This is a genomic window from Polaromonas hydrogenivorans, from assembly GCF_040105105.1.
GTDB classification, from domain to species: domain Bacteria; phylum Pseudomonadota; class Gammaproteobacteria; order Burkholderiales; family Burkholderiaceae_C; genus Polaromonas; species Polaromonas hydrogenivorans.
Genome location: NZ_CP157675.1, coordinates 1,123,098 through 1,144,970, shown reverse-complemented (window position 1 = coordinate 1,144,970; position 21,873 = coordinate 1,123,098). Strand labels below are relative to the sequence as shown.

Annotated in this window: 12 protein-coding genes; 7 read left to right on the top strand and 5 right to left on the bottom strand. The window is 59.7% G+C overall.

Features of this window, described 5'->3' with window-relative positions; translation table 11 throughout:
* Positions 1–141: 141 nt before the first annotated feature.
* The 5 genes from ABLV49_RS05395 (at position 142) to ABLV49_RS05375 (ending at position 6,910) form a co-directional block, all read left to right on the top strand.
* The gene (locus ABLV49_RS05395; protein ID WP_349280615.1) at positions 142–1,794 is read left to right on the top strand and encodes a hypothetical protein; all 1,653 of its coding nucleotides are present in this window, start codon (positions 142–144) and stop codon (positions 1,792–1,794) included.
* 128 nt (positions 1,795–1,922) lie between these two features.
* Entirely contained in the window at positions 1,923–3,035 is a 1,113-nt protein-coding gene (locus tag ABLV49_RS05390) for an ATP-binding protein (RefSeq protein WP_349280613.1), read from the top strand.
* 142 nt (positions 3,036–3,177) lie between these two features.
* A complete protein-coding gene (locus ABLV49_RS05385; RefSeq protein WP_349280611.1) occupies positions 3,178–3,837 on the top strand; it encodes a response regulator in 660 nt (219 codons plus the stop codon).
* A complete protein-coding gene (locus ABLV49_RS05380) occupies positions 3,834–5,177 on the top strand; it encodes an ATP-binding protein (RefSeq protein ID WP_349280610.1) in 1,344 nt (447 codons plus the stop codon). Before ABLV49_RS05385 ends, ABLV49_RS05380 begins: the two co-directional genes overlap by 4 nt.
* A 221-nt stretch (positions 5,178–5,398) precedes the next feature.
* Positions 5,399–6,910, top strand: a complete 1,512-nt coding sequence (locus ABLV49_RS05375) for a DegQ family serine endoprotease (protein WP_349280608.1) — start codon at positions 5,399–5,401, stop codon at positions 6,908–6,910.
* A 245-nt stretch (positions 6,911–7,155) separates the two neighbouring features.
* On the opposite strand, the gene ABLV49_RS05370 is transcribed toward ABLV49_RS05375, so the two are convergent.
* Entirely contained in the window at positions 7,156–8,007 is an 852-nt protein-coding gene (locus tag ABLV49_RS05370) for a hypothetical protein (RefSeq protein WP_349280607.1), read from the bottom strand.
* 256 nt (positions 8,008–8,263) lie between these two features.
* On the opposite strand from ABLV49_RS05370, the gene ABLV49_RS05365 reads away from it, so the two are divergent.
* Positions 8,264–14,251 carry an alpha-2-macroglobulin family protein gene (locus ABLV49_RS05365; RefSeq protein WP_349280605.1) on the top strand — a complete coding sequence of 1,996 codons (5,988 nt, stop codon included), beginning with the start codon at positions 8,264–8,266 and terminating at the stop codon, positions 14,249–14,251.
* Positions 14,252–14,808: 557 nt separating this feature from the next.
* Positions 14,809–16,161 (top strand): choice-of-anchor Q domain-containing protein, encoded by a 1,353-nt coding sequence (locus ABLV49_RS05360; RefSeq protein WP_349280603.1) that lies wholly within the window; start codon positions 14,809–14,811, stop codon positions 16,159–16,161.
* Between the two features lie 133 nt (positions 16,162–16,294).
* On the opposite strand, the gene ABLV49_RS05355 is transcribed toward ABLV49_RS05360, so the two are convergent.
* The 4 genes from ABLV49_RS05355 to ABLV49_RS05340 form a co-directional block, all read right to left on the bottom strand.
* The gene (locus tag ABLV49_RS05355) at positions 16,295–17,533 is read right to left on the bottom strand and encodes a glycosyltransferase family 4 protein (RefSeq protein WP_349280602.1); all 1,239 of its coding nucleotides are present in this window, start codon (positions 17,531–17,533) and stop codon (positions 16,295–16,297) included.
* A 113-nt stretch (positions 17,534–17,646) separates the two neighbouring features.
* Entirely contained in the window at positions 17,647–18,756 is a 1,110-nt protein-coding gene (locus ABLV49_RS05350; protein ID WP_349280600.1) for a glycosyltransferase family 4 protein, read from the bottom strand.
* Positions 18,753–20,630 (bottom strand): asparagine synthase (glutamine-hydrolyzing), encoded by a 1,878-nt coding sequence (gene asnB, locus ABLV49_RS05345; protein WP_349280599.1) that lies wholly within the window; start codon positions 20,628–20,630, stop codon positions 18,753–18,755. The genes ABLV49_RS05350 and asnB overlap by 4 nt, the downstream gene beginning before the upstream one ends.
* A 79-nt stretch (positions 20,631–20,709) precedes the next feature.
* Positions 20,710–21,873: a glycosyltransferase gene (locus tag ABLV49_RS05340; RefSeq protein WP_349280598.1), complete on the bottom strand. Its 1,164-nt coding sequence runs from the start codon at positions 21,871–21,873 to the stop codon at positions 20,710–20,712.

The window sequence follows — 21,873 nt, the reverse complement described above, 5'->3', positions numbered from 1 at the left end:
CGCCAACGGCGCCTTCGGGCGCCGTTGGCGTTTCTGGCCTGAACCACGCTGCCCGGACTTCTTCGGTAGCTACAAAGCCATCCTGAAAAAAGGACACGCGGCCCGTACACTTTGCGCACCTTGTGATGGAAAGTGCCCGGTATGCCTATTGAATCCAACCCAGCCTGCGTGCGGCAGTTTCGACAAATCCTGCTGTGGCCCTTGCGCCTGATGCCGGTTCGGGGTTCAGAGGGCCAGCAGGCCAAGCCCTGGCAACTGCTGGCGGACATGGGCGAGGCCTCGCCCTGGCGTGAAGTGGTGGATGAATACACCGGCGGCAGCGGCCGTTTCAAGGAACGCCACTACAACGAATTCGTGAGCTTTTTGCCCTTTGTGCAGCGCTTCCTCTACGGCGAAGGGCGCCTCAAAGGCATGGAAGCGACGGCAGGCTCGCCGATGCGGGTGTTTCGCCGCAGCGACGTCAGCGCCATGCGCGCGGTGCCGCACCCGGGGGCGCCGCCGATGACGCTCGACATCGCCCATGTGGACCTTTACTTTTTCCTTGATGTGGACCTGGTGCTGCTCTATGTCGAGGTCAGCGCCAGCGACCTGACGCTGGCCCAAGCGCAGGACTTGCTGTACCGCTTTGGCCGGGGCTATCCGGCAAGCTGGGACGCTGACGGCAATGCGCAGCACTGCCTGGTCGATGCCGAATGGCTGGGCCGCGAGGGCCAGGTGCTGGCCCGGTCGGATGCCAGCCAGCGCGACATCTTCATGGACCATGTCAGCAGCCACCGCGCGCCCCGTGTCGCCGCCCACTGGGCCTGGCTGCTGCAGCCCCTGGTGGGCGACCATTCCGGCCAGGCCGGGAACCTGCGCTATCGGCAAATCGAGTACTACCGCATGCCGCAGCTGGCCTTTCTGGCACTGGACAACCCGCAGGCACTGAGCCGCGCCGACCTGATCCGCCTCGGGCTGGTGACCGGACCAGCAGCATCAAGCCATGACACCCGCCTGCCTTATGCCCAAGAACACCTGGCCGACTTCGAAAAGCGCTATTGCTACGACCGTTTCTGGACCGACAGCGGCGCCGCGCCCAACACGCGTTATGTGTGCACCGGGCATACGCTGCTGGTGCTGGGTGATGCGCGGAGTCCGTTTTTCGTCTGCCCGGAACGCGGCGTGCTGGCGCAGTTCCGGCACCAGCATTTCCTGCTGTTCCTGATTGCCCATTTCCAGAAGGCAGCCTTGCTGATGTTCTCGGACCGGCTGGCCGAAGCCCTGAAAAACCTGGACATCACCGACGCCGCCAGCGTGCGCCGCTTCAAGCGCACCATACGCGACAGCTTTGCCGGGTTTTTGCGCTTCACGCACCGCTACTGGTTTCACGAGGTGTCCGAACAGGCCCAGGTGCGCGCCTTGTTTCGGATGTGCGCCAATCACCTTGAACTGGACCCGCTGTACAAGGAGGTCAAGGAACGGATTGCCGAAATGAACCAGTACCTGGACGCCGACAGCCTGCGCCGCCAGGCCAACACCGTGGTGCGGCTGACGGTGGTGACCATCTTTGGCCTGATCGGCACGGTGACCACCGGCTTTCTGGGCATGAATCTGCTGGCCGAAGCCGAAGCCCCGATGAGCCGCAGGCTGTCAATTTTTGCTGTCGTCTTTGTGCTGACCATGGCATTGACCCTCTACACCATGGTCAAGTCAAAACGCCTGTCGGACTTTCTGGACGTGCTGTCGGACGAACGCGCCAGCCCGTGGCAAAAAGTCAAGGCGCTGGCGCTGGTGTGGCGGCGCCCCGGGGACTGAGGAGGGAAGCTCCCACGCCGAAAAGTACAAAAATCCATGCAAATTAACCAATACATGGTAAATTTGCATGAATGTTAACCAGAAAAATCCTAGCAACTGTCCGCCAAGCGCTGTCTCGCCAAGCCTCCGTGGCCTTGATTGGCCCGCGTCAGGTGGGCAAAACCACCTTGGCGCTCCAGATTGGCGAGGAGCAAAACGCGCTTTACCTTGATCTTGAAGACATTCAAGAACGAGACAAGTTGATTAACGCTGCGGTCTTTTTGTCGGCGTATGAAGACCGGCTTGTGATTCTGGACGAAATTCACCGGGTGCCCGACTTGTTTCTGACCCTGCGGGGCCTGATTGACCAAGGCCGGCGCCGGGGGCAGCGCACCGGGCGCTTCCTGCTGCTCGGCTCTGCATCGCTCGACCTGATGCGCCAAAGCGGCGAAAGTCTGGCCGGGCGTATCAGCTACATCGACATGACGCCGTTAAGTGTTCTGGAGGTGCCCGCCGAAGCGATTGAGAATTTGTGGGTACGCGGTGGCTTTCCTGACGGTTTTCTGGCGCCAGGCGAGCAGCAAAGCCTGAGCTGGCGCAAAGACCTGCTCAGAACTTATCTCGAACGCGACGTGCCCATGTTTGGCGCGCGCATTCCGGCAGAAACCTTGCGCCGGTTCTGGACCATGCTGGCACACAACCAGGGCAGCTTGATCAACGCATCACGCCTGGCCGCAGGCCTGGAAGTCAGCAGCCAGACAGTGAGCCGTTACACCGATTTGCTGGTGGATTTACTGCTGGTGCGACGCCTCCAGCCCTACCACGTCAACGTGGGCAAGCGCCTGGTGAAGTCGCCCAAGGTTTATATCCGTGACAGCGGGTTGCTTCATGCACTGCTCAATATTGCCGACAGGAACGCCTTGCTGGGACACCCGGTGGTCGGGGCAAGCTGGGAAGGCTTTGTCATTGAAAATCTGATCAATGCCGCGCCAGCATTCACCGTGCCGGGGTTTTACCGCACCTCCGGCGGCGCCGAAATTGATCTGCTGCTGGAACTGCCAGGCGGCGAGCGCTGGGCGATTGAAGTGAAACGCAGCCGCGCCGCCAAGCCTGCCCGAGGATTTTATGAAGCCTGTGAAGACCTGAAACCCGCCAGACGTTTTGTGGTTCACGCCGGGCTAGAGCGTTACCCCATCAGCGAAGATGTGCAAGCGATTGGGGTGCGCGAGCTGGCTGACAACTTGTCCCGGCTGGAAATGTAGCAGCCGGAACCAGCGGAATGCCCGGTTTTTCATTGCCGCCTCCCCGCCAGACTGCTGGCATCAAGACCTCGGCAACACGCCAGCCCTTTAAGCCTCGCCTAAGCTGCACACTCCAGACTTTGCGACTTCAAGGAAAACCCCCATGCGCCTGCTGCTGGTAGAAGACGACGCCATGATCGGCGAGGCGGTGCTGCAGGTGCTTCGCGCCGAGCACTACGCTGCGGACTGGGTGCGCGATGGCGTCATGGCCGACGCGGCGCTGCGCAGCGAGCAGTACGACCTGGTGCTGCTCGACCTGGGCCTGCCCAAGCGCGACGGCCTGGACGTGCTGCGCGCGCTGCGCGCCCGGCGCGCGACCGTTCCCGTGCTGGTCGCCACGGCGCGCGATGCGGTCGGCGACCGCATCGCCGGGCTCGATGCCGGCGCCGACGACTACGTGGTCAAGCCCTATGACATCGACGAGCTGCTGGCGCGCATTCGCGCCCTGCTGCGGCGCAGCGCTGGCCGGGGCGAGCCGGTGTTCGAGCACAAGGGCGTGAGCCTGAACCCGGCCACCCGCGAAGCCACGGTGCACGGCCAGCCGGTGTCGCTGTCAGCCCGCGAATGGGCGGTGCTGGAGCCGCTGCTGGCCCGCCCCGGCGCGGTGCTGTCACGCGCCCAACTGGAAGAAAAACTCTTCAGCTGGAAGGACGATGTCAGCAGCAACGCGGTGGAGGTGTATATCCACGGCGTTCGCAAAAAGCTCGGCAATGAATTCATCCAGACCGTTCGCGGCCTGGGTTATGTGGTTCCCAAGGAATGAGCAACACCCATTCCTTGCGCAAGAGGCTGCTGTGGTTCGTGCTGGTGGCGATTTTGCTGGCGGCCGTGCTGCAGGCCGTCACGGCCTATCGCGGCGCGCTGCGGCAGGCCGATGCGATGTTCGACGAGCACCTGCAGCAGATGGCGCGCTCCTTGCGCGGCGGCATTCCGCTCGGACTGCCGCAGGCCGGGGCCGAAGACGATCCGGGCTATGACCTGTATGTGCAGATCTGGGGGCAGGACGGCACGCAGATTTTCCGCTCCACCCGCTCGGCCCTGCCGCCGCGCGCGGTGCTGGGTTTTTCGGACGTTGAAGCCCACGGCAACAGCTACCGGGTCTATACGCTGCAAACATCGCTGCAAACCGTGCAGATCGCGCAAGACCTGAGCGCCCGCACCGCGCGCGCCCGCGCACTGGCGCTGCGGGCGGTGCTGCCATTTGCCTGGCTCACGCCGCTGCTGATGCTGGCGGTCTGGTGGATCATCAAGCGCTCGCTGGCGCCGATAGAGCGCACGCGCCGCGTCGTCGCCGGCCGCGCCGCCGATGATTTTTCGCCGCTCGAAGGCGCCGGCCTGCCCGACGAGGTGCGGCCGCTGGTCGATGAAATCAATTTGCTGTTCGGCCGCGTGCGCGAGGCCTTTGAGGCGCAGAAGAATTTTGTCGCCGATGCCGCGCATGAACTGCGCTCGCCCCTGACCGCGCTCAAGCTGCAGGCGCAAACCCTGCGCCGCCTGGACGCCGACCCCGCCGCGCGCGAAGCCGGCATTGCGCGCCTCAACCAGGGCATAGACCGGGCGATTCGCGGCGTCGAGCAACTGCTGCTGCTGGCGCGCGAGGAAGCCGGCTCGGGCCAGGCCGCAGGCGCTAGCGCGCGGGTCGATTTGCGCCAGGTCGTCCAGCTGGGCGTGGCCGATGTCCTGCCGCAAGCGCGGCACAAACGGATTGACCTGGGGCTGGCCGGCGACCGGCCGGCGCAGGCCATGCCCGAGGTCAGCGGCCAGCTTGAGGCCCTGCGCATCCTGCTGCGCAACCTGCTGGAAAACGCCGTCAAGTACACCCCGCCGGGCGGCCAGGTCGATGTGTCGCTGGAACTGCGGCAAGGCCAGCCGGTGCTGACAGTCGAAGACAGCGGACCCGGCATCGCGCCGGAAAACCGCCCGCGCGTGTTCGACCGCTTTTTTCGCGCCAGCGACACGGCACAGGAAACCGGCAGCGGCCTGGGGTTGGCCATCGTCAAGGCGATTGCCGACCGGCACGGCGCGGTGCTGGCGCTGGACGCCTCTGCCCGCCTGGGCGGCCTGAAGGTCGAAGTGCGCTTTGCGCCGGCCCGGACGGTTTAAGGATGCGGTCACAGCAATAACTTCCCTGCGTCATACCCGCGAAGGCGGGTATCCAGACTCGTTTGAGCGTTTCAGCCCGTGTCGCTGGATTCCCGCCTTCGCGGGAATGACGGACGAGAATTTGTTATTTGCCAGATCCTAAGTTTCGCCTAAGCCTGCGTCCCCATAGTTGACTCCATCGGCACCGAAGCGTGCCTTTCCAACGCAAGGAGTCTTTTTCAATGAATTCCGCAGCTTTGAACAATACCCAGCTGATTGCGGCGCTGCTGGCCGCTGGCGCCATTGGCGGTGCCGGAGTCGGCGCATTCAACATGGCGCACACACCGGCCACCGCAGCCCTGTCAGCCCCGGCCGTCAGCACGGCCGCCACGCCCATGGCCCTGCCCGACTTCTCGCAGATTACCGAACGCTACGGCCCGTCGGTGGTCAACATCAGCGTGACCGGCATGAGCAAGGTGTCCAACGATTCCCCTCTGGCGCAGGGCGGCGACGATGGAGAAGACGACCCGCTGCTCAGCGGCCCGCTGGGCGAATTGTTCCGCCGCTTCCAGCAGGGCCAGCGTCCCGGCGCGGGCCGGGGCGGATCGGGCGCGCCCGAGGAAATGCCGACGCGCGGCCAGGGCTCGGGCTTCATCGTCAGCGGCGACGGCATCATCCTGACCAATGCCCATGTGGTGCGCGGCGCTAAGGAAGTCACCGTCAAGCTGACCGACCGGCGTGAATTCCGAGCCAAGGTGCTGGGCGCCGACGCCAAGACCGACATCGCCGTGCTGAAGATCGCCGCCAGCAACCTGCCGGTCGCCACGCTGGGCAAGACCAGCGAGCTGAAGGTCGGCGAATGGGTGCTGGCCATCGGCTCGCCCTTCGGTTTTGAAAACACGGTGACCGCCGGCGTTGTCAGCGCCAAGGGCCGGTCGCTGCCCGACGACAGCGCCGTGCCCTTCATCCAGACCGATGTCGCCATCAATCCCGGCAACTCGGGCGGCCCGCTGTTCAACGCGCGCGGCGAAGTGGTCGGCATCAACTCGCAAATCTACAGCCGCAGCGGCGGCTACCAGGGCGTGTCCTTCGCCATTCCGATTGACGTGGCGAACAAGATCAAAAACCAGATCGTCAGCACCGGCAAGGTCGAGCATGCCCGGCTGGGCGTGTCCGTGCAGGAAGTCAACCAGGCCTTTGCCGATTCCTTCAAGCTCGACAAGCCCGAAGGTGCGCTGGTGTCGTCGGTTGAAAAAGGCAGCCCGGCCGACAAGGCGGGCCTGCAGCCGGGCGACGTGATCCGTCAGGTCAACGGCCAGCCGATTGTCTCGTCGGGCGACCTGCCGGCGGTGATTGGCCTGGCGGCGCCGGGCGACAGCGTCAAGCTCGATGTCTGGCGCCAGGGCGCGGCAAAGGAAATCACCGCGCGACTGGCCAACGCCGACGACAAGGCCGCGCAGGTCGCCAGCAAGAAAGAGGCGCCCGGCCAGGGCAAGCTGGGCCTAGCGCTGCGTCCGCTGCAGCCCGACGAACAGCAGGAAGCGGGCATTGAGAGCGGCCTCTTGGTGCAGCAGGCCAGCGGCCCGGCGGCGCTGGCCGGCGTGCAGGCGGGCGACGTGCTGCTGTCGATCAACGGCGTTCCGGTGAAAAGCATCGACCAGGTGCGCGCCACCGTGGCCAAGGCGCAAAAATCAGTGGCGCTGCTGATTTTGCGCGGCGACAGCCGGATTTTCGTGCCGGTGAATCTGGGCTGACTTGGGCGGGCTTGGAAGGCCCGCTTGTTTTGCTCTGTTTTTAATAGCTGATGGTGCTTATTCAGCTTGCTCCAGAGGCCTATTTGATGCGATAAACGGGCCGCTCAGGAGCCCAATTTACCCCGCGCCCGTTTCGGTTCACGTTTCAGCCGTATTTCGACCGTTTTTCCAACGGCGCTGGCAGCTTTGATCAACAACGAATCTTGCCCTCTTAATTCAGTGGTCGTCGGAATGATGGGATAGGCTCACTTACGGCCCTCGTGTTCGATCTTTCTCAACACGACGTGGATCGTTGAAAGATAGAAATAGAACATCCAACTGAACCAGATACCCGCGTCATATGCTGTGCGTTGCTTATCGTTGTGATGCCGTATGCCGAAGTTGTTTGCAATGTTGAAGAGATCTTTCTCATCGGCACTCGTGAGAAGCGTCTTGACCTGTGGACGCAAGTACTCAAGTACGTCCGCGAGGTCGCGTACTGCTTGGCGCCGATCGTCGAGCGTTGAGCCGTGCCTCCGATATCGCAAAACGGCAACGCTTACGCGGGACAGTACGTTTTGGTCCTTCGACGGAAGGTCCGCGTCAAAGATTGGTTCAAAACCGGCCTCGGGCTTATGAAGTACTTCTCCGTTTGCTGACAGCTCGTAGCGGTGTTCATAGTGCGCGAGCACTGCATTCATCCGTGATCGAAACTCCGCCTGACCCAATACCTTATTGAAGGTCTCCCAGTGCATTCCGCACTGTGCATACGAATGCATCGTGCCGTCGATTGGTTTCGAGACGTACAAATGCAAGAACTCAAGTACATCAAAGAAGTCGTCTTCACTGTAAAAAGGGGCCTTCTCATGGATTGGCCAAAGGCCAGTCTTCCGTATCGTCAACAGCATTTCCAACTCAGGGTCGCGGACCTTTCCTGGCACGTCACCCGCGTCCACGCAGACGAATCCGAATGCCTCGTGAAAATACCCATCCTCATGCAGTTGGTTGTACAGGCGGACAAATAGGCCAAGCGTTTCTCGAAGGGGTAGCCCATTAAGGTTCGGATTTGTGCCTTTGCGAACTGAGTAGAACTGGTGCGACATGCGTTTAGCGATCATGAACTGGTTATTTTTCCATTTACGAAATTCCCCTGAAACCCCGCAACCCGCCTTTACCATGCATCCGTTTGCTGGATCAGATCGGGGGAGCGAATTCGGTATTTGCACTATAGCTTGAGCACCGAAAAGGTTTACCGCCCCCGGAAACGCACAAAGCCGTTTTCCGGAAAACGCCGCCCGCCAGCCAATCAACGCGGATCACTGCCTTTTTTGACTCCCTAATCGGCTACGCTCAAGCGCCCGACAAGGAGAAAACGTGGCCCGCGTCCTTACAAAAATAATCGCTGCCCTGGCCGCAGCCGCCGCCCTGCAGGCGCAGGCCCTGCAGATCACCAGCCTTTCGCCGCAAGGTGAAGTCGCCCAGATCCGGCAGGTCGTCGCCAAATTCGACGAAGCTGCCATCAACTTCGGCGACCCGAAAGCGCCCGCGCCGCTGACTCTCAATTGCAGCGACGCCCAAGCGAGCAAAGGCGCGGGCCGCTGGATCAGCGACCGCGAATGGGCGTTTGAGTTTGCCAATGACCTGCCGCCGGGCGTGCGCTGCACCGTGACACCCGTTTCAGGCTTCAAATCGCCCTCTTCCGCACTACTGGCGGGCGCTAACAGCTATAAATTCAATAGCGGCGGGCCGTTCATCCAGAACCTGCGCCCTGGAACCTACCAGCCCATCGACGAAGAACAGTATTTCGTGCTGCAGCTCAACGGGCCGGCGACGCAGGCCAGCGTCCTGCAAAACGTCTGGTGCGCCGTCGAGGGACTGGGCGAGCGGGTGCCGGTGCGGCTGATCGACGGCGCCGAACGCGAGGCGCTGCTCAAGTCGCACAACCTGGACAAGGCCGCCGTCAAAGACCCGCTGCGCTACGCCACGCTGGCCTGCAACCGGCGCCTGACGCCCGCGACCAAAGTGCAACTGGTCTATGGCAAGGGCGTGAGCACGCCCAGCGGCGTTCCCAACAGCGTCGAGAAACGCTACGACTTCACCGTGCGCGAGCCGTTCACCGCCAGCTTCAGCTGCGAACGGGAAAACGCCCAGTCGGCCTGCCTGCCGATTCGCCCGATGCGGCTGAACTTCAATGCGCCGGTGGCGCGCAAGCTGGCCGAGGCGATTCGGCTGAAGTCGGGCAGCAGCGAATTCAAGCCGGCGCTTGAAGCGCAAGCCGGCGATGGCGACAGCGTCGTGACCGACATCAGTTTCAAGCCTCTTTTTGCAGAACTCGGCCGGTTCACGCTGGAACTGCCCAGGGACTTCAAGGACGCCTCGGGCCGGACGCTCGCCAATGCCGGAAGTTTTCCGATGAAGCTCGCCACGGGCGCCATGCCGCCGCTGGCCAAGTTCGCCGCCGCGCCGTTCGGGATTCTGGAACGCTTTGCCGAACCGGGCGCCAGGCCCGGCGACCCGGCGCTGCTGCCGGTCACGCTGCGCAATGTCGAGGCCGCCCTGCAGGTCAAGGGCTTGGCCGCCGGCCAGGTCAGCGACCTGCAGCCGCAGGGCGATGCCGACATCATTGCCTGGTTCCGCAAGGTGCAGCGCTATGAGCGCTACGAGGTGGACCACAAGCTGGCTGCCGCCGACAGCAAAAGCCCGTTGCCCAAGGCGCTGGATGCGCAAGGCAGGGATTCCGTGCAGTCGCGCATGGTGTCGCTGCTGGGCGGCCAGCCGGGCGTCAAGACGCTGGACCTGCCCCAGCCCGCCGCATCGGGCGGCGGCGCGGCACCCGCCAATGCCCTGCGCCCGTTCGAAGTCATCGGCATCCCGCTGTCGCCCGGCTTTCACGTGGTCGAGATCGCCTCGCAAAAACTCGGCGCGTCGCTGCTCGACGAGCGCCACGGCGCCAGCCGCACGATGTACGTGCGCACCTCGGCGCTGGTCACCAACCTCGGCGTTCACTTCAAGCTCGGCCGCGAAAACGCGCTGGCCTGGGTGACGACGCTCGACAAGGGCGCGCCCGTGGCCGGTGCGCTGGTGCGCGTCTCCAGTTGCCAGGGCGTCGAGCTGGCCAAGGCCACGACCGACGCGCAGGGCATTGCCCAGTTCACCGGCCTGTCGTCCGACCCGCCCCGGTGTTCCGGCGACGAGGGCGGCAACGCCTACTTTGTCAGCGCCCGGGCCACGCAGGCCGGCATTCAGGACATGGCGTTTACCTGGAGCGACTGGCACAAAGGCATCGAATCCTGGCGCTTCAATGTGCCGACCAGCAGCGACCCGGTGCCCGACACGCGCGTCCACACGATCTTTGACCGCACGCTGTTTCGGGCCGGTGAAACCGTGTCGATGAAGCATCTGCTGCGCAATGAAACCAGCAAGGGCTTTGGCCTGCCCGACCTGAAGCCGGCCACGCTGGTGATCACCCACACCGGCAGCGGCCAGCAGTACACGCAGGCCGTGGCATGGCGCAAGACGGCGACCGGCGGGCAGAGCGCGGAAAACAGCTTTGCGATTCCGCCCGCCGCCAAGCTCGGCCTGTACGACGTGCAGCTCAAGGGCCTGCGCGCAACCAGCGACGGCAACCAGGAAGAAACCCTGAGCAGCGGGCAGTTCCGCGTCGAGGAATTCCGCCTGCCGGTGCTGGCCGGGCGCATCACGCCCGTCAACCAGCAGGCGCTGGTCAATGTCAAGGCCGTTCCCGCCGATGTGCAGGTCAGCTACGTGGCCGGCGGCCCCGCCGTGAACCTGCCGGTGCGCGTGTCGGCGCTGGTGCGCGGCAAGACCCTGAGCTACGGCGACTACGAGGAATTCAGCTTCTCGCCGCCGCGCGCCCAGCGCACTGACAACGCCGAAGGCGAGGAAGAAACCAGCGCCGCGCAGGACCAGCGCGTGATTGCCGACAAGCTGCCGCTGACGCTGGACCGCAACGGCGCGGGTAAGGTCACGATCACGGGCGTGCCGGCCGCGAAACAAGCGCAGGAGCTGCTGCTAGAGGCCAGCTATGCCGACCCGAACGGCGAAGTGCAGACGCTGCGCGGCGTCTCGACGCTCTGGCCGGCCGGCGTGGTGGCCGGCATCAAGACCGAAGGCTGGGCATCGAGCAGCCAGAAGGTCAAGTTCCAGGCGCTGGCCCTTGGCCTGAACGGCAAGCCCGCCGCCGGCATCGCGCTGGACGTGAAGGCCGTGGCCCGCATCGTCACCACCAGCCGCAAGCGCATGGTCGGCGGCTTCTACACCTACGACAACAAGACCGACATCAAGGACTTGGGCAGCGTCTGCAGCGGCAAGAGCGACGCGCGCGGCCTGCTGCTGTGCGAGGCCACATTGGGCGAGCCCGGCGAGGTCGAACTCGTCGTGACGGCGAAAGACAAGGACGGCAACAGCATCCAGGCGGCCAGCTCGGTGTATGTGACCCGGCAGGGCGAACTCTGGTTCGGCGGCGAAAACCACGACCGCATGGACCTGCTGCCGGAGAAGAAAAGCTACCAGCCCGGCGAGACCGCCGTGTTCCAGGTGCGCATGCCGTTTCGCTTCGCCACCGCGCTGGTGGCGATTGAGCGCGAAGGCATCATTGAAACGCAGGTGGTGCAGCTCAATGGCCAAGACCCGACCGTGCGCCTGCAGGTCAAGGAAGGCTGGGGGCCGAACGTGTATGTCAGCGTGCTGGCCCTGCGCGGGCGGCTGCGCGAAGTGCCCTGGTACAGCTTTTTTACCTGGGGCTTCAAGGCGCCGCGCGAGTGGTGGACCTCGTTCTGGTACGAAGGCCGCGAATACGTCGCGCCGACGGCGCTGGTCGATCTGAGCAAGCCCGCCTTCCGGCTGGGCGTGGCGGAAATCCGCGTCGGCACGAAAGCCCACCAGCTCGATGTCAGCGTGAAAGCCGACAAGGACAGCTACCCGGTTCGCGGCCAGGCGCAGGTGACGATTCAAGTCAAGCTGCCCAACGGCCAGCCCGCCGCCAACGCGGAAGTCGCGCTGGCCGCCGTCGATGAAGCCTTGCTCGAACTGATGCCCAACACCTCGTGGGGCCTGCTCGACGCGATGCTGCAGCGCCGCGCCTGGGGTGTTGAAACTGCGACCGCGCAGATGGAAATCATCGGCCGCAGGCATTACGGCCGCAAGGCCGTGGCGGCGGGCGGCGGCGGCGGGCGCAGCAACACCCGCGAACTGCTCGACACGCTGCTGCTGTGGAACCCCAAGGTGCAGCTCGACGCCAAGGGGCAGGCGGTGGTGACCGTGCCGCTCAACGATGCGCTGACGACCTTCCGCATCGTCGCGGTCGCCGATGCATCGACCGGCCTGTTCGGCACCGGCCAGACAACCATCAAGGCGACGCAGGACTTGCAGATCATCAGCGGATTGCCGCCGCTGGTGCGCGAGGACGACCAGTTCCGCGCGCAGGTCACGCTGCGCAACACGACGAAAACCGCGATGAAGGTCGAGGTCAGCCCGCGCGCGACGCTGCTCGACCTCAAGCCGCAAACCGTGGACATTCCGGCCGGCGAGGCGCGAGAAGTGGCCTGGAATGTCACTGCACCGGCGCAGCTGGGGCTGACGCGCTCCCAAGCCATCCTATGGGAAATCCAGGCAAAAGACACGCTCAGCGGCGCGCGCGATGGCCTCAAAGCCAGCCAGCGCATCATTCCGGCCGTGCCGCTGACGGTGCAGCAGGCCACGCTGGTGCAGGTCGATGGCAGCTTCAGGCTCGACGTGAACCCGCCGGCCGACGCCCTGCCCGGCCGTGGCGGCCTGAAGCTGTCGCTGCAACCCCGGCTCGCCGAAGGCATGGACGGCGTGCGCGACTGGTTTGCCGCTTACCCGTTTGCCTGCCTGGAGCAGAAAACCAGCAAGGCGGTCGGCCTGCGCGACGGCAGGCTGTGGCAGGCCGTGGTGGCGCAACTGCCCGGCTACCTCGACAGCGACGGCCTGGCCAGCTACTTTCCGCCGCGTGATGGCGACGCCGCGCGCGGCAGCGACACGCTGACGGCCTATTTGCTGGCCGCAACGCACGAGGCATCCGGCATCAACCCGGCGTTTGCCCTGCCCGACGAGGCGCGCGCGCCGATGGAACGCGGCTTGATCGCCTTCGTCGAAGGCCGCATCCAGCGCGACTTCTGGAGCCCGCGCAAGGACCTGGACGTGCGCAAGCTGGCCGCGCTCGAAGCGCTGTCGCGCTACGGCAAGGCGCAGGGCCGCATGACGGGCAGCATCACGATAGCGCCCAACCAGTGGCCGACGCATGCGGTGATCGACTGGCTGAACATCCTCAAGCGCGTGGCCGACGTGCCGCAGCGCGAGCAGCGCCTGCTCGAAGCCAGCCAGATACTCAGGTCACGCCTGTCCTACCAAGGCACCAAGCTCGTGTTCAGCACCGAAAAGGACGATTACTGGTGGTGGCTGATGGTCAACAGCGATGTCAACACGGCGCGCCTGATGCTGGCCGTGATGGACGATGCGGCGTGGAAGGACGACATGGCCCGGCTGGCCAACGGCTTCATCGGTCGCCAGCAAAACGGCGCGTGGCACACCACGACAGCCAACCTCTGGGGCGGGCTGGCGCTGGACAAGTTCTCGGCGAAGTTTGAAGCCGTGCCGGTGGCGGGCGTGACCCAGGCGGCGCTGGCCAGCGCGGCGGCTACGGCAAAAGCTGCCAGCGTGGACTGGCGCAAGGTCGAGCGCATCACGGCCGCCGATGCCTCGGGCGCCGCGCACCAGACGACTTTCTTCGGCGCACCGGCCGCGCCCGGCATGCTGCGCAACAACACACTGTTTTTGCCCTGGGGCAGCCCGGCGAAAGACACGCTGGCGGTGACGCATGAAGGCAGCGGCAAGCCGTGGCTTACGCTGCAGTCGCTGGCCGCCGTGCCACTGAAAGCCCCGTTCAGCGCCGGCTACCAGATCAGCAAGACCATCACCCCGGTCGAGCAGGCCGTGAAGGGCCAGTACACGCGCGGCGACGTGCTGCGCATCACGCTCGAAATCAACGCCTCGGCCGACATGACCTGGGTCGCCATCAGCGACCCGATCCCTGGCGGCGCGACGATTCTGGGCAGCGGACTGGGACGCGACTCGCAAATCGCCACCAGCGGCGAGAAAAAGACCGGTGCGGGCTGGCCGGCGTTCGAGGAACGCAGCTTCGAGGCCTTTCGCAGCTATTACGAATACCTGCCCAAGGGCGTGCTGAAGCTGGACTACACCGTGCGGCTGAACAACGCCGGCAGCTTCGCCCTGCCCCCGAGCCGCGTCGAAGCGCTGTACGCGCCCGAGATGTTTGGCGAAGCGCCGAACGCGCGCGTGAAGGTGGAGGCGGCGAAGTGAAATCCAGCCTTCTCGGAGGAATTCACTTATGTCACACTTTTTACTTCAAATTTTGTAGCTTATAGGGCTTTTGCGCAGGTATATCATGCCTTTACAGCTATTAAAAATATAGCAATAAAAGTTACCTGCGCATTCCAAATCTTGGCCGAAATACTTGCAGAGCCCATCTGTATCCATTTGTTTTTCTTTGTTCTGATTTGTCAATTTTTTCATCAACTTACAGTTTCTGTTACCTTGAATAAGTAGCCGTTTGGGTTTGCCTTGCATGACTTGCAAGAAGCTCATCCATCGCCGATGTTCCAGGAATCCGTTCCTGCGTCAAACCGCGCAACACCGCGCCAGCACTCGAAACAAGCCGTATCGGACCGAGACTTCGGCCGCCCTCAGGGCAATACGCATTCAGGCATTGCAGCCGCCGCGCACGCACCGCCACGGCATGGTGCAGGCGCACGCACATCTTCTTACTGTCGAGCTAACGTAACAAGTTAACCTAAAAGCACTACCCAATACGGGGTACCCACTTTGACTAATCCAGTCGTTTTCTTGTTCTCATCAACATGCAAAAACCTACCGCGCTCGCCATTCGAACTACCTTGATCAAATCACCTGCCCACCCTTTTTCAAGTCCTCGAATTTCACGTACCTTGCGCAGCGCGGCCATCCTGGTTGCGGCGACAAGCACCCTGACCGCTTTTGGCGCCACCGAATACGGCAACAGATGGCAACGCCACCGTAACACCCAAACCGCCACAACCACAACCACGACAGCAACGCCAACGCCAACCACAACTACGACGACGACACCAACCACAACCACGACAGCAACGCCAACCACCACCACAACGGCCACCACCACGGCCACGGCCAGCGCCAATAACTATTACGTTGCGACCACGGGTTCCGACTCCAATCCGGGTACGCAGGCAGCGCCCTTCCGCACCATCAAGAAGGCGGCGAGCGTGGTCAAGCCTGGAACCACGGTCCATGTCGCGCCCGGCACTTACGCCGAAACCATTACCACCACGGTCAACGGCACGGCATCGGCCAGAATCCGTTATGTGTCAGACACGAAATGGGGCGCGAAAATCGTGCCCGCCAGCACTGCGGAATCGATGTGGAAAGCCGATGGTGGTTATACCGATATCGACGGATTCCAGGTTGATGGAAGCGGCAGCAGTACAGCCACCATCGGAATGCGCCTCACGGGTGGCAACTCCTCAATCAAGAACAGCTGGGTTCATCACGTCGGAGTCAATGCGCAATGCAATAGTAACGGCGGCGCTGGCATGCTGGCCGACCAGGGCAGAGGCCAAACTTTCAGTAATTATGATTTCACCGGAAATACTGTTCATGACGTAGGTGGCAGTTGCGGCTGGTTCCACGGCATTTATCACTCTTCCACCGGAACCGTAAAGAACAACATGGTTTATGCATCCGGGCAAGGCATTAACATGGGGCATGACTCCCATAATGTAAAAGTCGTGAACAACACCATCTTTGGAAACGCCAATTATGGCATCTGGTACGGCGGTTGCACGGAAGCCTACACCAGCAGCAACTGCCCGATATCCGGCCATGAAGTTCACAACAACATTATTTATGATAACGGTGGGGGTATTCAAGGACCTATCGCCTCCGAAGATGGAAGTAATTCCTTCAAAAACAACCTTGTCTATCGCAACACCAGAAACTTTGACCTTTCACCCAACTCGCTGAATCAGGTTTCAAGCATGCCAAGTGTCGATCCCCAGTTCACCAACTATATCCGTACAGGCGGTGGAAACTATCACCTGAAGAGCACCTCACCCGCCATTGACAAGGGACTTGCCACCAATGCACCGCTCATTGATCTTGATGGTACGCCACGGCCACGTGGTGCGGCAGTCGATATTGGCGCTTATGAGTATTAATAAATAATAAGCAAAGTACGCACGTCATACTCAAATAGCCGGCCCTGAATTATTCAGGGCCGGCTATTTTTTATTCCAAAACTTTGAATTTATCGAGCAAAAATCCCCACTATGTCCTGGACAAATGATTTCGTTATGACTTGATTGGGACACAGTCCATGCAAGCCTGATAAAAGTGCTTTGCCAAGCTTGTGTATGAATACATTTGCTCGGCCAAAAGACGCGCATCCTTCATCATTCCTTCCTGGCCTGCGGCATGAGCGACGAACTCAACAATCCTGCATGCGGTTTTCTGATCGTCCGCATCATTAATCGCCAGGGCAAAGGGCTTTGAACCAAGATTTTCATCCAGTCCGTAGCCAAGGTAAATCAGAGGCCGCCCAAGGGCCAGATATTCAGGAATCTTGTTCATGCTGACGCCATACTCATAAATACGGCGTACAGGAACTGCAAGAACAAAAGCAGAAGCCTTGGATGCTATCGAATAAAGTTCACATTTATCCTTGCAAAAACCAAGGAATTTCACTCTTTTCAAGCCAAGTTCACGGCATTGAGAAACGATTCCCGGCAACGAAGGTCCATCTCCTATAATTTGCAAAGACATATGGCTTGAGATTTTTTCAATCTCCACCCATATACGCAGCAGCATATCCAGCTTGTTTGCGGGTCCGATTGCACCAAAATAGACGACTTGCCCTTCAACCCGACTTGCATAGCTGATTGTGGCGGGAAAATTCCCCAGATCAACTCCATTGGGAATCCAGACCGGATGGCGCTTTATCGGAAATTTCTTATCGTTCACATACCTGGCTATTCCGGGCAATACACTGATCACGCGATCTGCTGAACAAAATAAATGTTTCTCAACCACTCTCATGGCGAAAACGAATGGATTTTTACGATTCAACCCAAGCACATCCACAGCAGAGTCAGGCCACAAATCCCGTATTTCCAAAACAAATCTTGTTCCAGCCAGGAAGGCCACCGCATTTGCCCCCAGTGCTGCAAACAAATGAGGCGATGACCCAACAACACATTTTGGCCGCCCCAAATAACCAGATAAAAAACATAAAATGGCGAGCAGCGGATAAAAAATCATGTTCAGAACCCGTGCCTTGAACCCTTTATAGACTGGCAATCGAAGCCATACATATCTGACCTCGTCAACTATCTGGCTTTTCCAAAGACTTAAACCATCAAATTTTATGTTTCTTCCTGACCTATGGTCAAAGCCTGATCCGATTAACGTGGTTTTAATGCCCATCCCGAGAAGTTCACGGGCCAGCGCATAGTGCCGCTGCGGAGAGCTTCCATTGGGTAAATAGGATGCATGGTCAAAAATAAAAAGCTTCTGATGATTTTTATCAGTCATTTAAAACAACCATCCCCGGCAAAACCGGAAGTTTTATATTGTGAGCCGCTCGAAGCGGCCGAACGAGGATGCTGACGCGCGCCCAGTTCCTTGGGCCACTGCGACGATGGCCTTCACATCAGGTCTTTGTAGAACTTGATCAGCTTGTCCGCTTCAGTCGGCCAGTTGTAGCTGCTCAACACCGCCTGGCGCCCCGACTTTCCCATGTGCTCAATAAGCGCCGGATCATCGGCCAGCCGGCGAATTGCCGACGCGATGGCTGCGGGTGATTGCGGATCGACACACAGCCCGGCGTCAGCATCATTGATGATCTGCCGCCATAGCGGAAAGTCTGATGCAATGACCGGCAGTTCCGCCGCCATGTATTCGAACATTTTGATGGGTAACGAATCCAGGTAATTTGGAACTGGGAATAGCGTGACCGCTCCTGCCATTGATTCCGCCATGACCTTGCCCACGGTATCCCGATCAACGTAGCCCAAGTAATCAACCTGCCCCCATCCAGGCAGCGCACACAGCTCGCGCTCGAAATCTGCTTCTGAAAACCGGCCACACAGGACCAGGCGCATATCTGGCAACAAGGGCAAAGCTTCAATCAAAGGCCGGATGCCCCGGACGCGGCAAATCCCCCCGACATAACAAACCTGCCTTTTCCGGGCAACCGGCGCAAGCGCCCGGGCAAGCTCATCTGGCAGCGGATAGTTGTTGATGTCCATGGACTTCGGGTTCATAAGCCTGAAGCGCCTGGCGATGAAAGGTGTTGCGGTTGCAATCGAGAAGAAGCTTCTCGCGCCCAGGTGCTCCAGTACACCTGCCGCACCGGCTACCTTCCCGCGCGCCCAGCGCGGAATCCAGTCCTTGGAAAGGATGTCTTTGGGCAGATCCTCATGCACGTCGTAAATGACCTTCTTGCCTGCCAGCGAAAGCAAGATGCCGTAAGGAATCAATTCGGCATCATGGAAGTGATAAATATCCGCATCGAGGTGCTTGCCGAGCTTGTAACACTGCCAGGCTTGCTGGACCATGCGCGAAAAACGCCCCGAAATAGGCCTCAAGGGATGCAGTTTCACACCTTTCACTGCCGCCTTTTCAACCTCCAGAGGCGTCGCATTGATCACAAGATGGGTGTCAAAACCAGCCTCCGCCAGCGACACGCACTCTTTGAAAAAGATGCGAACGTCAAGCCCGCAATGCGCTGATGACAGGTGACAAACTCGCGTCATGCATCGGTCCGATGCAGATCTGGCAAGCGCACTGGTTTGGCAAGCCACGCCAGCATCAGCGCCTCGTCCAGAAGGTTTCTATCCTGCACCAAGGCCGAATCCGACAGCAACTGGCCGTAATTCACATTTTTCTTCATATAAGGTGCCAGGATGTTTCGGTGCTCATCTATACGGGCACGAAGACTTGCACCGATGCCGCCCTCGATCCAGGACTGGGTAACGTCAAACCCCCGCTTTTTGCGATTAAGGCGAACCAGGTCTGGAACCACGCCATCGGTGATGCGCCTTAGCGTCCATTTACCGTAGCCTCTGGCGATCTTGAGCCTGGCAGGCAATGCCAACGCCAGTTCAACCAATCGATAGTCCATGAATGGCAGGCGGGTCTCAACGCCATGCCCCATCGAATTGCGATCCTCGAAACGAAGCAGGCTGGGAATGCTCCACTGCTGGATGTCATCCATCTGGCGTTCGGAAAGTGTGCCCTGCGCACTCCCCCACAGGTTCACGGATGGCGAATGCCAATCCAGCAAGCTGAACCCGAAACTCGTTTTGTTGCTGTAGCGACTCAGCCCCTGCCAGTACACCCGTGCCTGAGCGACTTCATGGAGCAGCATGAGCCCCAGAGAATAGACAAGACGAACCGCACCACCGATGTCACGACGGTTCAGGGCATCCCGCGTCGCCACGACAAAGAACTTGCGGTATCCGGCAAAAATCTCGTCACCGCCTTGCCCACCCAGCAAGACCTTGAAACCAGCCTGCCGAACCGTCCGGAACACCTCGTTTTGCGCAAGCACACTGAGCCCACCGAACGGCGCCTCCTGAAATGTCAACGAGCGCTCCAGCAACTCGTCCAGCGCACGCGCGTCGTGCAGGGGCCAGATGTACGCGGCGGTGACGCCCACTTTCTGCGAAAACGCGGCGACCACAGGGCCTTCCGAACTCAAGGCATCGGGCGAACCATAGGTGAAGCCCTTCAGGTCACGAATATTGCGCGAAGCGTGTGCGGCGATGCAAGAGGAGTCCAAACCGCCGCTCAACGACACAGCCACCGGCACATCGCTGCGCAGCCTGATCCGAACAGAGTCTTCGAGCAGCTGCCGGCATTCCTCCAGCACGTCCTCATCGGTGCGGGATTCGATGCTTGAAACCCTGCAGGCCACTGCTTTCTTGAGATCGTACCAACGACCCTGCGCCATCTTCAGCCCGGCATCCGAAAGCTGAATTCGCAGCCATCCGCCCGCCGGCACCGAGTTGACGCCATTGAACGGCGTCTCGGAGCCCGGCACTTCGAAGGCCTTGTAGCGAACGCCGCGGGCGCAGTATGCAACGTCAACGTCGGCCGACACAAGCCTGGCAACCGCGGCAACCGAGGATGAAAAAACCAGGCCTCCATCGGGCAAATTCCCCCACAGCAAGGGCTTGACACCAAAACGGTCGCGGACAAGCCAAATATCGCCAGACGCACGATTGAAGGCGGCAAAGGCGAACATGCCATTGAAGCGGTTCAGCGCATCCAGCCCCCACTGAGCCCAGCCCTTCAGCAGAACCTCAGTGTCGCTATGTCCATGAAACGTCCAGCCTAGCGCGCGCAACTCCTCGCCAATTTCGAGATAGTTGTAAATCTCGCCGTTGTAGGTGATGCACCAGTTCGATGCTTCATCCAGCATGGGCTGGTGGCCATGCTCTGAGAGATCGATGATCGAGAGCCGTGTGTGCGCGAGAACCGCATCAAATCCACCGAATTGCTCCTGAGCAACACCATGACCATCGGGGCCGCGCGAGCCAAGTACATCCAGCCCGAAGTCGATCATTTTTTCCAACGCACCATCACCCGGTTGACATGCCTTAAAAATACCAAAAATTCCACACATCAGTCAGCCCTTGAAATATCCAATCTTGAAGCTCATGTGATAAGCCGATCTGAATATGACTACTTAAAGTCATTCACAATCATGAATAAACTTGTGAATAGATCACTGCATCACACTCCCAAAAGCATGTCTTCCTGTAGGCAACAATATTTTTTACCATATCCAGGTAATCGACTTTTTCAATAGCATCAAGCAAGCTCAAATCCCCTTGCTCCAAGACCAGCCCTAAACCCAAAGATTCAACAATTGATGACAAATAAGTCATATTCCTGGAAACCACCACCGGAATGCCAGCATGGAGGTATTCAAAAAATTTATTAGGCAGGCAATATTTATAACTCAGCGAAAGCGATCCGTTAACCACAAACAATCCATAGTCCGCGTTAGATGTATATTTCACAATATCCTGCATGTCAACCGCTGGCTTATAATGAATATTATTCAAATTCGCACTCACTTCACGAATTTCCGGTTCCATATCACCATAACCCATTAGTACCAGATGCTTGTTTTTATGCCGGGAGAAATAACTGACAAGACCGTCAACCCCCCGTTCCCTCTCCAAAACACCCTGGTATATGTATATCGGATTTTCATCATTTATATGAAACTCGGAACGAAATAAATTAACTTCATTCGTTGTATTTGAAATATTAGCCAAATTCGGCATATTTCGAATTACAAAAACATTCCGCATCCTGTAATTACTGATGTACCATTCAGCGATAGGCTGGCAAACAACAATCACCGCTTTACAAGACCGTACAAACATCCACTCAATGAACCTATTAAAATGTTTTGCAATACCATGCAATCCTGTTCTTTCCGTCTCCAGTTCATGCGGGACATAAATCAATTTAGCATTAACCACTATCGCAGAAATCCAAGCCACAGGAAGCAGATTTAAATTATGGCAGCTGACATGTGATGGCCTCAGCTTTAATGATATAGAAATGGCAGCAAAAAGATATTCAATCAAACTCAATGCGGCCAAAAGTTTTCTAAGATAAGTTAAGCTGGTTATCAAATATGAGTTTTTATATTTTCTGAGCAGGGTTTTTTTGCGAACGATTTCCAAACCGTAGTCCGTCTTCTCGGTAGTATCAAGTGGACTTTTCCAAAGGCCAAGGACAACCACCCTGTCAAAAATTTGTCTTGACAGAGTGAATTCTGCTTCTTTGAAGAGCCTTGTCTCGGTAAGTACCTCTGACAGGAAAAGATGCAAATTGGCTTTGCTATTCAT

Coding starts and splice junctions, on each gene's coding strand:
- asnB (WP_349280599.1), bottom strand. CDS start 20,630: ATGTGTGGAATTTTTGGTATTTTTAAGGCATGTCAACCGGGTGATGGT.
- ABLV49_RS05370 (WP_349280607.1), bottom strand. CDS start 8,007: ATGATCGCTAAACGCATGTCGCACCAGTTCTACTCAGTTCGCAAAGGC.
- ABLV49_RS05360 (WP_349280603.1), top strand. CDS start 14,809: ATGCAAAAACCTACCGCGCTCGCCATTCGAACTACCTTGATCAAATCA.
- ABLV49_RS05375 (WP_349280608.1), top strand. CDS start 5,399: ATGAATTCCGCAGCTTTGAACAATACCCAGCTGATTGCGGCGCTGCTG.
- ABLV49_RS05395 (WP_349280615.1), top strand. CDS start 142: ATGCCTATTGAATCCAACCCAGCCTGCGTGCGGCAGTTTCGACAAATC.
- ABLV49_RS05385 (WP_349280611.1), top strand. CDS start 3,178: ATGCGCCTGCTGCTGGTAGAAGACGACGCCATGATCGGCGAGGCGGTG.
- ABLV49_RS05380 (WP_349280610.1), top strand. CDS start 3,834: ATGAGCAACACCCATTCCTTGCGCAAGAGGCTGCTGTGGTTCGTGCTG.
- ABLV49_RS05340 (WP_349280598.1), bottom strand. CDS start 21,873: ATGAATAGCAAAGCCAATTTGCATCTTTTCCTGTCAGAGGTACTTACC.
- ABLV49_RS05350 (WP_349280600.1), bottom strand. CDS start 18,756: ATGACGCGAGTTTGTCACCTGTCATCAGCGCATTGCGGGCTTGACGTT.
- ABLV49_RS05355 (WP_349280602.1), bottom strand. CDS start 17,533: ATGACTGATAAAAATCATCAGAAGCTTTTTATTTTTGACCATGCATCC.